Origin of the sequence: Gordonia sp. 852002-50395_SCH5434458 (assembly GCF_001665905.1) — a bacterium.
In the GTDB taxonomy this organism is placed as follows: Bacteria; Actinomycetota; Actinomycetes; order Mycobacteriales; family Mycobacteriaceae; genus Gordonia; species Gordonia jacobaea.
Genome location: NZ_LZTC01000023.1, coordinates 1 through 12287 on the forward strand (window position 1 = coordinate 1; position 12287 = coordinate 12287).

General features: G+C 64.4%; 12 protein-coding genes and 1 tRNA gene. 4 read left to right on the top strand and 9 right to left on the bottom strand.

Features of this window, described 5'->3' with window-relative positions; translation table 11 throughout:
* Positions 1-357 precede the first annotated feature (357 nt).
* Both A5785_RS04930 and A5785_RS04935 read left to right on the top strand, forming a co-directional pair.
* Entirely contained in the window at positions 358-1563 is a 1206-nt protein-coding gene (locus tag A5785_RS04930; RefSeq protein WP_005207792.1) for a L,D-transpeptidase, read from the top strand.
* Positions 1564-1633: 70 nt separating this feature from the next.
* Positions 1634-2776 (top strand): acyl-CoA dehydrogenase family protein, encoded by a 1143-nt coding sequence (locus A5785_RS04935; RefSeq protein ID WP_064864878.1) that lies wholly within the window; start codon positions 1634-1636, stop codon positions 2774-2776.
* A gap of 18 nt (positions 2777-2794) precedes the next feature.
* Here A5785_RS04935 and A5785_RS04940 read toward each other — a convergent pair whose 3' ends face one another.
* Complete coding sequence (locus A5785_RS04940) at positions 2795-3631, bottom strand: helix-turn-helix transcriptional regulator (RefSeq protein WP_064864762.1); 837 nt, start codon at positions 3629-3631, stop codon at positions 2795-2797.
* Positions 3632-3817: 186 nt separating this feature from the next.
* Between A5785_RS04940 and A5785_RS04945 the strand changes: the two genes are divergently transcribed.
* Positions 3818-4561: an SDR family oxidoreductase gene (locus A5785_RS04945; protein ID WP_064864763.1), complete on the top strand. Its 744-nt coding sequence runs from the start codon at positions 3818-3820 to the stop codon at positions 4559-4561.
* A 27-nt stretch (positions 4562-4588) separates the two neighbouring features.
* Here the strand turns inward: A5785_RS04945 and A5785_RS23455 are convergent, their stop codons facing one another.
* The 3 genes from A5785_RS23455 to orn all read right to left on the bottom strand — a co-directional run bounded on the left by A5785_RS23455 (position 4589) and on the right by orn (position 5632).
* Positions 4589-4750: a hypothetical protein gene (locus tag A5785_RS23455; RefSeq protein ID WP_005207788.1), complete on the bottom strand. Its 162-nt coding sequence runs from the start codon at positions 4748-4750 to the stop codon at positions 4589-4591.
* A 106-nt stretch (positions 4751-4856) separates the two neighbouring features.
* Positions 4857-4929: transfer RNA gene (locus A5785_RS04950), tRNA-His, on the bottom strand.
* Between the two features lie 103 nt (positions 4930-5032).
* A complete protein-coding gene (orn, locus tag A5785_RS04955; RefSeq protein ID WP_005207787.1) occupies positions 5033-5632 on the bottom strand; it encodes an oligoribonuclease in 600 nt (199 codons plus the stop codon).
* Positions 5633-5746: 114 nt separating this feature from the next.
* On the opposite strand from orn, the gene A5785_RS04960 reads away from it, so the two are divergent.
* Entirely contained in the window at positions 5747-7318 is a 1572-nt protein-coding gene (locus A5785_RS04960) for a helicase HerA-like domain-containing protein (protein WP_064864881.1), read from the top strand.
* A gap of 25 nt (positions 7319-7343) precedes the next feature.
* On the opposite strand, the gene A5785_RS04965 is transcribed toward A5785_RS04960, so the two are convergent.
* The 5 genes from A5785_RS04965 to A5785_RS04985 form a co-directional block, all read right to left on the bottom strand.
* Positions 7344-7994, bottom strand: coding sequence for a hypothetical protein (locus A5785_RS04965; RefSeq protein ID WP_005207785.1), 651 nt, complete (start codon positions 7992-7994; stop codon positions 7344-7346).
* Positions 7995-8124: 130 nt separating this feature from the next.
* On the bottom strand, positions 8125-8700 hold the full coding sequence (gene def, locus A5785_RS04970) for a peptide deformylase (RefSeq protein WP_005207784.1): 576 nt from the start codon (positions 8698-8700) through the stop codon (positions 8125-8127).
* A gap of 7 nt (positions 8701-8707) precedes the next feature.
* A complete protein-coding gene (gene cmrA / locus A5785_RS04975) occupies positions 8708-9526 on the bottom strand; it encodes a mycolate reductase (protein WP_005207783.1) in 819 nt (272 codons plus the stop codon).
* A gap of 54 nt (positions 9527-9580) precedes the next feature.
* The gene (locus A5785_RS04980) at positions 9581-10090 is read right to left on the bottom strand and encodes a nitroreductase/quinone reductase family protein (protein WP_005207782.1); all 510 of its coding nucleotides are present in this window, start codon (positions 10088-10090) and stop codon (positions 9581-9583) included.
* 100 nt (positions 10091-10190) lie between these two features.
* Positions 10191-12269, bottom strand: coding sequence for an NADPH-dependent 2,4-dienoyl-CoA reductase (locus A5785_RS04985; RefSeq protein WP_064864765.1), 2079 nt, complete (start codon positions 12267-12269; stop codon positions 10191-10193).
* Between the last annotated feature and the right edge of the window lie 18 nt (positions 12270-12287).

Here is a 12287-nt window from a genome sequence, read left to right on the forward strand (position 1 = left end):
GCCGGGGCCGCAGAATTCGCCATAGCCAATTCTCTCAAACCACGAACCATAAACTAATTAACGACACGCGACACTAGTGGGCTCTTAATCAGTGGGTTCGGGGTTCGAGTCCCTGATGGCGCACAACAACTACCGCGATCGCCCCGGTTCCGTCCGGGGCGATCGCTTTTTGCGCCGGACACTGGTCTCTGTCGTTCGGTCGTACGGCATGGCGGGCTAATGGTCATGTCGGGCGACTCGGGCATTCGTCGTATCTCGTACACTGGTGGCGCGCCATCGCGCACAGTCATTTGATCCACATCTGCGGCTCCACACAACGGAGGCCCGCGGATCGTTAGAACATCGGGCAGGAGTCACATGGTGAGCGGTCGTATCCAGCGACGCGGGTTGATGATCGTTGGAATGGTGGTTGCCGTGGCCGCGCTGCTGAGCTCGTGCTCGCAGACGGCGAAATACTCCGAGAATGTGCAGAGCTCAGCACTTTTCGGCGATCTCCTCATGCCGGGCGTCGAGATCACCGAGTGGGCCGACAGGCCACTGATCGATCAGGCGGTCGGCATTCAGCCCGGTGCGCCGATCACGGTTCAGGCCAGCGAGGGCGCACTGACCAATGTGCGGATCGACAAGGCCGACGGCACGCCGTTGCGTGGAAGCCTCAGCGAGGACGCGACGCGATGGACGAGTGCCGAGCCTCTCGGCTACGCGCGCAACTACACAGTGCAGGCCGACGCAAAGGGTATCGGCGGCACCAGCACCAAGCGCGTCTCGTTCACCACGCGAGCACCTGCCAATCTGACACAGGCGTACCTGACCCCGTCGAACGGCGAGACCGTCGGTGTCGGGCAACCGGTCGCCGTGAAGTTCGACGAACCCATTGCTGATCGCAAGGCCGCCCAGCGCGCGATCACCATCACCACCACGCCTCAGGTCGAGGGCGCCTTCTACTGGATCAGCGATACCGAGGTTCGCTGGCGGCCCAAGGACTACTGGAAGCCGGGAACCAAGGTCTCCGTTGCGGTGAACACCTACGGCATCGATTTGGGTGATGGCGTCTTCGGGCAGGAGAATCTCAAGTCGAACTTCACCGTCGGTCGTTCGATGGTGGTGACCGCCGATGACCGCACCAAGCAGGTGGTGTTCAATCGCGACGGCAAGGACATCCGCACGATGCCGACATCGATGGGCAAGCCGGGTACCGAGACCGACAACGGTGTGTACCTCGTGTCCGACAAGCACGACAACATGATCATGGACTCCTCGACCTACGGCGTCCCCGTCGGTTCCGCAGACGGCTACCGCACCCCGGTCGACTACGCGACCCGTATGTCCTACAGCGGAATCTTCTTCCACTCCGCACCGTGGTCGGTGTGGGCGCAGGGCAACACCAACACGAGCCACGGGTGCCTCAATCTCAGTCCCGACAACGCGCTGTGGGTCATGCAGAACACGTTGCGAGGCGACCCGGTGATCGTCAAGAACACCGCGGGCGGGACGCTCTCGGGCACCGACGGACTCGGCGACTGGAATGTCCCCTGGGCGGTCTGGTCGAAGGGCAACGCCTAGCACCTACCGTGACACCAGTCACTGTTACGATCGGCGGTGACATTGTTTGCCGACGATCGAGGTGTACAGCATGGCCGAGCGTTCCCCGTGGGAAACCGACGACCTGACAGCGGTGCGCGATCTCGCTCGCAGTTTCTGCGAGAAGGAGATCAAGCCGAATATCGAGAAGTTCATCGAGCAGCACCACGTCGACCGTGAGCTGTGGAACAAAGCAGGTGAACTCGGCCTGCTGTGCATGTCGATTCCCGAGGAGTACGGCGGAGGCGGCGGAACGTTCGCCCACGAAGCGGTGCTGATCGAAGAGCAGGCGCGCATCGCGGACTCATCGTGGGGTGCGAGTCTGCACAACGGGATCATCGCCCACTACCTCCTCGCCTACGGGTCGGAGGAGCAGAAGCGCACCTGGCTCCCGAAGATGGCGTCGGGCGAGGTCGTCGGCGCCATCGCGATGACCGAGCCGGGTACCGGATCCGATCTCCAGGCCGTGAAGACCAAGGCGATCCGCGAGGGTGATGAGTACGTCATCGACGGCTCCAAGACCTTCATCACCAACGGCGGCCAGGCCGACCTCATCATCGTCGTCGCCAAGACCGACGTGAGCGAGGGCGCCAAGGGAATCTCGCTGGTACTCGTCGAGGCTGATCGTCCCGGGTTCAGGCGTGGTCGCGTGCTCGACAAAGTCGGGCAGCGCGGGCAGGACACCTCGGAGCTCTTCTTCGACAGTGTGCGGGTACCGACGTCGAACCTGCTCGGCACCGACGAGGGGCAGGGCTTCATCCAGCTCATGCAGCAGCTTCCGCAGGAGCGTCTGATCATCGCCGTCGCGTCGACGGCAGGGATGGAGGTCGCGCTCGAGCACACACTCGCCTACACCAAGGACCGCACAGCGTTCGGCCGACCCATCTTCGGATTCCAGAACACCAAGTTCAAGCTCGCAGAGGTCGCCACCGAGGCGCGGATCGCCCGTGTGTTCACTGACGACTGCATCATCAAGCATCTCGACGGCAAGCTCGACATCCCGACAGTCGCGATGGCCAAGTGGTGGACCAGTGAGCGGGCGATGGCGGTGGCCGACGAGTGTCTGCAACTCTTTGGTGGCTACGGGTACATGAACGAGTACCCGATCGCGCGGATGTGGGCCGATCAGCGTGTGCAGAAGATCTACGCGGGCACCAACGAGATCATGAAGGAGATCATCTCGCGCAGCCTCTGAGGCCGAGTGGTCGGCGGTTCAGTCGGCGAACGCTGCGAGCATCGCCAACTTCTCGTGGTCGGACGAGCCCGGGACAGCGGTGTAGACCAGGAGTGCCTGAGCGCTGCTCGGATCGAACAGCGTCTGGCACTGCACCTCGATGACACCGAGCGAAACGTGGACGATCCGCTTGTCGATATCGGTCAGCGTGACGCCCACATCGTGGCGGTGCCACAACTCCGCGAACTCGGCGCTCTCGGCTAGTAGGGCGTCGGCGACTTCAGCTGCACGCGAATCAGGTCCGAGCCGGGTGACGGCCTCCCGCAGCCTGGCCGTGTGCGCCCGTGCGTGTAGGGCGTGATCCTCGGGGAGAAACCGCCCACGGGTATCGGCGTCGGTGAACCACCGATACGCGATCGAGCGGCTGAGCCCGGTGAAGGCACTGTCGTCCCCGACGAGTGCGACGGCCAGCGGGGTTTGTACGAGAGTCTCACCGGCACTGTTGACGACCATCGCCGGAGTGTCGGTGAGGCGGTCGATGATGCGCAGCATGCCGGGGGAGACGTGATCGTCGCGGCTGAGTCGGTCGGGCGCGTTGTGTCCTGCCAAGCGGAACAGGTGGTCGCGTTCATCGAGGGACAGGTGCAGTGCCCGCGCGATGGCTGTGACCATCTGGTCCGATGGATGCGGGCCGCGTTGCTGTTCGAGTCGTGTGTAGTAGTCGACCGACATTCCGGCGAGCGCCGCGACCTCCTCACGTCGAAGCCCGCGGGCTCTGCGGCGTTGTCCGACGCCGAGACCGACGTCTGCGGGTTGCAACGACTCGCGGCGCCGACGGAGGAACTCGGCGAGGCCCGCCCGATCGACGGTGCTCACCGGGCACGCTCAAAGGGCCGTGGATGTTCGGTCATCTCTCCAGGGTGACCGATCAGCCGGAGGTGAACCAGGGATCGTCGGTCCCCGGATATCGGGTGCCTTGTCGGAGTCGCGACAGGGGAGTGAACTCGGTGACACGACCGAGGAACGGCACACGGCCGGACCACACGGCAACGAGGAGACGACATGAAGACAAGCGGTAACACCATTTTCATCGCGGGCGCGACGTCGGGTATCGGACTCGGTCTCGCTCTGAGGCTGCAGGAGGCGGGCAACACGGTCATCGTCGGCGGGCGGCGTAGCGAACTCCTCGACCAGATCGTCGCCGAGCACCCCGGGATCGAAGCGGTCCGCATCGACACGACCGACACCGACGACGTCAACCGCGCGGCCGCGGACGTGAACCGACGCTTCCCCGACCTGAACGTGGTTGTCGCGATGTCGGGGATCATGCGCGCCGAGGACCTTACGACCCCCGACTTCCTGGAGACGGCGGCCGTCGAGGTCGACACCAACATCCTGGGGCCGCTACGTCTGGTCGCGGCCTTCACCGACGCACTCACCGGTAAGGACGGAGCCACGTTCATCACGGTGTCGTCGGGTCTCGCGTTCACCCCGATGGTCGGTGCCCCTACCTACAGCGCCACGAAGGCTGCCATCCACTCGCTCTCGGAGAGCCTTCGAATTCAATTGGCGAACAAGGGGATCGACGTCCTCGAGTTGGTCCCGCCGGCAGTGCAGACCGACCTCATGCCCGGACAGGCCGAAGCCGACTGGGCCATGCCACTCGACGACTTCCTCACCGAGGTGATGGCACTGTTGCCGACCGCTGACCGCGAAATTCTGGTCGAGCGGGTCAAGCCGCTGCGGTTCTCCGAGGTGTCGGGAGAACACGACCAACTGGTGACGATGCTGGCCCACCTTGGTTGACCAGAGTCGTCCCTGAGTTGGTGGGGGTCACTTGCGGTCTTTGATGATCTTCTTGACTTCGTCGGCGTCGACGTTCTTGGCGATGAGCTTGCCGCTCTTGGACTTTCGTACCGAGTACGTGTCCTTCTTCTTGCCCGGCGCAACGTGGAGCCCCGACTTCTTCGCGGCCTTGTTCAGATCTTCCAGCACGGGTGCAGATCGTAGAGCATGAAAGTGAACTCCACGCTACGACGACGCGCTCACCGAACGCACAAGGCCCTGCCCACTGATCCGTGGGCAGGGCCTTGACCTGCGGGGTGAGCGACGGGACTCGAACCCGCGACAGCCAGGATCACAACCTGGTGCTCTACCAACTGAACTACGCTCACCATCGGCATCGGAAACCCAGGAAGAACACTGGGTCCCAGAGCCAAGGTCATACTCTAGCGGTTCGGACGCTCCGAACTCCAATCGGTTGACTGACCTGCGTGTTCAGGCAGGCCCGAGATCCTTGACGATCGTCGTGAGGGTGTCGACGTCGGGGCCTGGCTGGGGAACGAAGGCCGCAGCCCGGTAGTAGCGGAGCTCACGGATCGACTCGCGGATGTCGGCAAGGGCGCGGTGCGCGAGGCCCTTTTCGGGCTGATTGAAGTAGACGCGCGGGTACCAGCGTCGAGTGAGTTCTTTGATCGAGCTGACGTCGACCATGCGGTAGTGCAGGTAGGCGTCGAGTTCGGGCATGTCCCGGGCGATGAAGCCCCGGTCGGTGGCGATCGAGTTGCCTGCGAGGGGGACTGCGCCCGACGTTGTCACGTGCGCGCGGATGTAGTCGAGGACCATCGCCTCGGCTTCCGGGACGGTGATCGCCGACCGTCGAACCTCGTCGGTCAGTCCCGAGTCGGCGTGCATTTTGGTCACGACGTCGGGCATCGCGTCGAGATCGGCGTCGTCGGCGTGGATGACCACGTCGACGCCGTCGCCCAGAATGTTGAGGTCACTGTCGGTGACCAGGGCGGCGATCTCGATCAGTTTGTCCTTCTCGAGATCGAGGCCGGTCATTTCGCAATCGATCCACACCAGTTTGTCCTGCACGCATCAACCTTAGCGGGCGACGATCCGCGGCTATTGTTTGCTGTAGTGCACCGACCCGCCAGAGCTGTGACCACTGTCGTGCTCGGGCAATCCAACCGCCGGAAGGACATGTTCGTGACCGATCCCACCCAGGCCGCCCAGACGATCGCACAGGGCTACCAGTTCGCTTCGACAGCGCTTGAACTCGGCACGGTATCTGTCGACGGCCAGGTCGACTCGACGGCCAAGGTTCGTATCCCGCTGGCGATGATGAACCGTCACGGGCTGGTGTCCGGAGCGACGGGCACGGGTAAGACCAAGACCTTGCAACTCATCGCAGAACAGTTGTCGGCCAATGGCGTTCCGGTCGTGATGGCCGACATCAAGGGCGACCTGTCGGGGCTGAGCCGGCAGGGGGTGTCCAACGACAGAATCACCGCACGCGCGGCGCAGACCGGCGACGACTGGTCGCCGACGGCGTATCCGGTCGAGTTCGTGTCGCTCGGATCGCAGGGGATCGGGGTGCCGGTGCGTGCGACGATCACTGCGTTCGGGCCGATTCTGCTCAGTAAGGTGTTGGGGCTCAACGACACCCAGGAATCGACGCTCGGACTGATCTTCCATTGGGCAGACAAGAACGGCCTGGCCCTGCTCGACCTCAAAGACATCCGGTCGGTGATCGCCTACCTGACCAGCGATGAGGGTAAGCCAGAACTCAAGGCGATCGGTGGGGTTTCGACGCAGACCGCCGGAGTCATCCTGCGCGCACTGACGAATCTCGAAGCGGCAGGCGGCGATACGTTCTTCGGTGAGCCGGAACTCAATCCGCAGGATCTGCTGCGGCTCGCTCCGGACGGCCGCGGCATCATCACTCTCTTCGAGTTGGGCGATCAAGCCGCCAATCCGGTCCTGTTCTCCACGTTCCTCATGTGGATACTGGCGGAACTGTTCGAGTCCCTCCCCGAGGTCGGCGACGTCGACAAACCCAAGCTGGTCTTCATCTTCGACGAGTCGCATCTGCTGTTCAACGACGCGTCGAAAGCCTTTATCGCGCAGGTGGTGCAGACGGTCAAGTTGATCCGGTCCAAGGGCGTCGGCGTGTTCTTCTGTTCGCAGTTGCCGACCGACATTCCCAACGATGTGCTGTCCCAATTGGGCGCCCGAGTCCAGCACGCGCTGCGCGTATTCACCCCCGACGATCAGAAGGCGCTCAGCAAGACAGTCAAGACCTACCCGGTATCGGACGTCTACAAGCTCGATCAGGCGCTGACGTCACTCGGGACCGGCGAGGCGATCGTGACCGTGCTGTCGGAGAAAGGTGCGCCGACGCCGGTCGCGTGGACGGTCATTCGAGCGCCCCGGTCGTCGATGGAAGCTGTTGCGGCAGCAGATATCACGGCCGCAGCGAAAGCGAGTCCGCTCTACCACACCTACGGCACGGCCATCGACAACAAGTCGGCCTACGAAATGCTCGCCGCGAAGATGCTCTCGCCCGGTGAGTCGCCCGACGCTCCGGCACCGACGCCGCCCGCGCAGGCGCCTGCGCCGACCCCGGCACCTGTACCTGCTCCTGTGCCCGAAGAGCCCGGCATGATCACCGAAATCCTGACGAGCGAGCCGATGCAGAGATTCTTGCGCAACGCTGCCGGCCAGGCGGGCCGCGAGTTCAGTCGAGCGATCTTCGGTACCGGGCGTCGTCGGCGTTGAGGACGACGCCCGGCACCGTTGAGTGCTACAGGTCTAGTTGGACCGTCACCGCATTGCCCGGGCCGGATGCGATGGGATTGAGCAGCGGTGTGAGCGCGCCGCAGCCTGCCAGCGGTGGGATCGTCAGGTCGCCCTTGAGGGTGAGGGGTGCGAAGAAATCGGTGCCCTCGTCCTCGGAGAAGGGGATCTGGCCGGTCAGCACCAGTTCAGCGGGGGTGCTTGTCGTACACGGAGCACCGACGAGATTGAACTCCTTGATCCCAAGCGGTTCGATCCGCTGGATCTGAATGTTGAGCTTCTGAGTGACCTTGACGTCCATCGGTCCCTGGCCCGTCGGCGTGGCGTTTCCGGTCGCTGGTCCGTCGGGAATCATCTTGATTTGCAGCGTTGCTACACGTAGGTCGGCCAGTCTCCACGCGGCACGTGTCTGCGCCGACTGGATCGTGGATTCCAGTGCGAACGGTGGCATCGACTCGGCCTTCGTCCGCTCTGTGGTTGTGAAGACCACGTCGACGCCGAGATTCTTGAGGTGAGTGGTCACCGTGGTGTGCTTGTGGTTGATGTAGAGCGAAGGGGCCGCCTCCGCGTGTACGGAAGTGGCGAAAACGGCTGCGGCAGTTGCGGATAGCGTTGCGGCCGTGATGACTGTCCGACGTAGACGGGTGAAGCGACGCATGAGACCTCCTGAGAACGAGCCAGCACCTACCTGTGAGTAAGTTCTCAGAAACTAGCACTGTGTGATTTGGCTAACTATCAGATTCTCGATTTGTCCCGGTGAAGGGCAGAGCCGGTCATCGCGAGCCGGGTCACACCATTGGCGACACGGGCCAATCGTCGGGGTACCGATCGGCAACCTCATCGGCGTCGCGGAAGAGTCGTTTGCGAGCCTTGGCGGTCAAGCGATCGCCGAACACCATGCCGCGCGTGTGGTCGGTCTCGTGCTGTAGACAGCGGCCGAGTATCCCGCCCGCTGTCACGGTGACCGGTTGGCCGAATTGGTCGACGCCTCGACACGTCGCGACCTTCGGACGGGCGAGATCCTCATGGGCACCCGGCAGCGAAAGACATCCCTCGCCCAGCGTCGCGAGTTCCCTGTCGCGGCCCTCGGGGAGTTCGAGCTCGGGATTGCAGATCACGCCCGTACGTCGCCTGCCTGTCTCGTCGCCGCAGTCGTACACGAATACCGCGAGGTCGACGCCGATCTGGGCCGCGGCAAGACCCGCACCCGGTGCCGCGGTATTGGTGGCGAACATGTCGGCGATCAGATGCTGCAGCTGGTCGTCGAAGTCGGTCACCGGACGGGCAGGCGTATGCAGGACAGGGTCGCCCCACCGCACGATCGGGCGCGGCGTACCGATGCGGAGCAATTCTTCGAGTGGCATCGGGTTCCTAGGACTCTGGCCCGAGTCGCTTGTAGAACGTGCCGACGATGGGAGCGACGAGCGCCCGCGGACTGTAGCCGCCCGCGACCGACATTGCCTTCGACAGCGTTCCGGGCACAACGCGCATCTTGTTGTGCTCCAACGCATCCAGGCTCATCTTGGCTACCTCCGCGCTGTCGTGCCACAGAAAGCCGGGCACCATCTTGTCGACGATCGACGCGTCCTCGGGGTCCGGTGTCTGAGTACGGACAGGTCCTGGCGCGAGCAGGGTGACGTGGACACCCGAACCGCCGACCTCGCCACGCAGCGACTCGCTGAAAGTGTTCACGAAGGCTTTCGACGCCGCGTAGGTGGCGTTGTTGGGGATCGGCATGTTGCCAGCTGCCGAACCGACCATGAGGATGCCGCCCGAGCCGCGAGCAACCATCTGGGGGAGCACCGCGAGGGTCAGGTCATGCACGGCGTTGACGTTGAGCCGGACCTGGGCGCGCTCGTAGTCGGCATCGAGCTCGGCGACCGGACCGAACGTGGCGATGCCCGCGTTGTTGCAGAGCACCGAGACCTCACGCTGGGCGAGTTCTGCGGAGAGGATCTCGACGGCAGTCGGATCCGACAGGTCGCTCGGTCGTACCTCGACCTGCACGTCGTGTTGCGTGCGCAGCTCGACTGCGAGCTCTTCGAGGATGTCCCCGCGACGCGCCACGACGATCAGTGAGTGCCCGCGACTGGCGAGTTCGCGGGCGAGTTCCATTCCGATTCCGGAGGACGCGCCGGTGACGACGGCGCGTGCGGACACGACGGGAGACGCAATGGGCATGGCGGTCATGGTAGCGCCGCCGGCGTGGCTCGATCGCGAACCGGTCGCGTGGCTGTGCGCTGGTCAGCTCGCCGAGAGCCGGAACACCCTGATCTCGCGATCGGTGCGATCGCGGTAGACCGAGTACACGTCGGTGACGTCGCTCTCGAAGAGGCGGTAGATCCGCTCGCGCTCGGGGCCGTCGAGAAGCGTCGCGACGGCGTCGACCTCGACGCCTGCCGTGTTGACCGTGCAGGCGGGGTTGGCGAGGAGATTGGCCGTCCAGGCGGGATGGCGTTCCTGGCCGAAATTGGACCCGACGACGAAGATGTCGTCGCCCTCGCGGGCGTAGAGCAGCGGCGATGTCCGCGACAGCCCGGACTTTGCGCCGGTGGTCGTCAACAGCAGCGTGGGAGCCCCGATCGGCCCCAGTACGGTGAACCGCCCCTTCGAGGCATGCAGGACACGCCGGTCGACACCGGCCGATCGACGCACCACCCACGAGCCGACGCTCGTCTTCGCGAGAGCGGTCATCGGGCCGCGCAGTGGACTCGACGTCGAGCCCCAACGCCGCTCGGCAAACGGAGACGCCATGCCACTCCTTCGATCGACGGACGTGCGACCCACACAGCTTCTCAGTTTTGCGGCTGCACGTACGTCGAATCGGTCTGGGTGTCGATCGATTGGTAGCGGTTTACTCGATACCCGCTGCGACCTCAGTGCCCTGACGGATCGCGCGCTTGGCGTCGAGCTCGGCGGCCAGGTCGGCGCCACCGATGACGTGCGTTCGGATGCCCGCCACGGTCAGCGGGTCGACGAGGTCGCGGACGGACTCCTGTCCCGCGCAGATGACCACGTTGTCGACCTCGAGGAGGCGCGTCTCACGGACCGAGCCGTCGTCATCGTGAAAACTCAGGTGAAGTCCGGCGTCGTCGATCTTGTCGTAGGTTGCACCCGAGATCTGTTCTACGCCTTTCATTTTCACACTCGCCCGATGTACCCACCCGGTGGTCTTGCCGAGTGTCTTGCCCTGCTTGCCGCGCTTGCGTTGCACCAGGAAGACCTCGCGGGTTACCGGAAGCGGTCGGGGCGTGGTGAGGAAGCCGGGAACGTCGAGGTCTTCGCTGACTCCCCATTCCTGTTCCCATTCCTTGAGGTTGAGGGAGGGTGAGTCGTCGACGGTGAGGAATTCGGTGATGTCGAAACCGATGCCGCCCGCGCCGATCACCGCGACACGCTTGCCGATCTCGCGGTGGCCGAGCACTGCCTCGGCGTACGACATGACCATCGGGTGATCGACACCGGGGATGTCGGGTATGCGTGGGGTGACGCCGGTGGCGACGATCACCTCGTCGAAGCCCTCGGCGATGATGTGCTCGGCGTCGACGCGCTGTTCGAGATGGACGCGGACGTTGTTGAGCTCGAGCTGCCGGGTGTAGTAGCGCAGCGTCTCGGCGAACTCCTCTTTACCGGGAATCCTTGCGGCGATGGAGAATTGGCCGCCGATCGTCGGACCGGCCTCGAAGAGCTCGACCCGGTGGCCGCGTTGTGCGGCGGTGACCGCGGCCGACAGTCCGGCCGGTCCGGCGCCGATCACGGCGACCTTGCGTGCCCGACGCGTCGCGCCGAGGGTCAGCGTGGTTTCCCGTCCGGCACGCGGATTGAGCAGGCACGACACCTTCTTCCCGACGAACGCGTGGTCGAGGCATGCCTGGTTGCAGCCGATGCAGGTGTTGATCTCGTCGGCGCGACCGGTCATGGCCTTCACCGGGAATTCGGGATCGGACAGGAGCGGGCGAGCCATCGACACCGCGTCGACGCGGCCGCGGTCGAGGATCTCCTCCGCCACCTCCGGGGTGTTGATGCGGTTGCTCGCGATGAGCGGGATCGAGACCTCGTCGCGCAGTCGTTCGGTGAACTTGACGAACGCCGCGCGTGGCACCGAGGTGACGATGGTCGGCACGCCGGCTTCGTGCCATCCGATGTCGGTGTTGATGGCGTCGACGCCGAGCGCCTCGGCCTTGCGCGCCATGAGGGCGATCTCGTCCCAGGTCTGTCCGCCCTTGACGAAGTCGGCGATCGACTGCCGAAGGATGACCGGGAAGTCGCGGGGGACGCGGCGTCGGATCTCGGTGATCACCTCCACCAGAAAGCGCTGCCGGTTCTCGGTGGAGCCGCCCCACTTGTCGGTGCGGTCGTTGGTGTGCGGGCACAGGAACTGGTTGACCAGGTAGCCCTCGCCGCCCATGATCTCGACGGCGTCATAGCCGGCCTGACGCGCCAGCTTCGCGGCTTGCCCGTACGAGCGGATCACGTGCCGGATGACCGACTCGGGCATCGGCAGGTTCTTGAAGGGGTGGATGGGCGAATTCTCGCTTCCCGGAGCAACTTTCAGTGGCGTGTAGCCGTAGCGGCCCGCCTGGAGGAGTTGCATGGCAATCTTGCCGCCCGCGTCGTGCACCGCGCGGGTGACGCGCTGATGCCGCTTGGCGTCGAGCACGTTGGTCATCTTGCCCGCGAAAGGCAGGAGCTGGCCGGTGCGACTGACCGCGAAGCCGCCCGTGATGATCAGGCCGGCACCGCCGCGTGCGCGCTCGGCGTAGTAGGCGCCCAGCTTGTCGGTGTCCCACACGCGGTCTTCGAGGCCGGTGTGCATCGACCCCATGACGATGCGATTGCGCAACGTCATCCCGCCGACGGTGAGGGGCTCGAACAGACGCGGATAATACGGATTCGGTTGGCTCGAGCTGGTATTCGCGGATGGGGCTGACATCTGCGTTCTCCTGGGTCG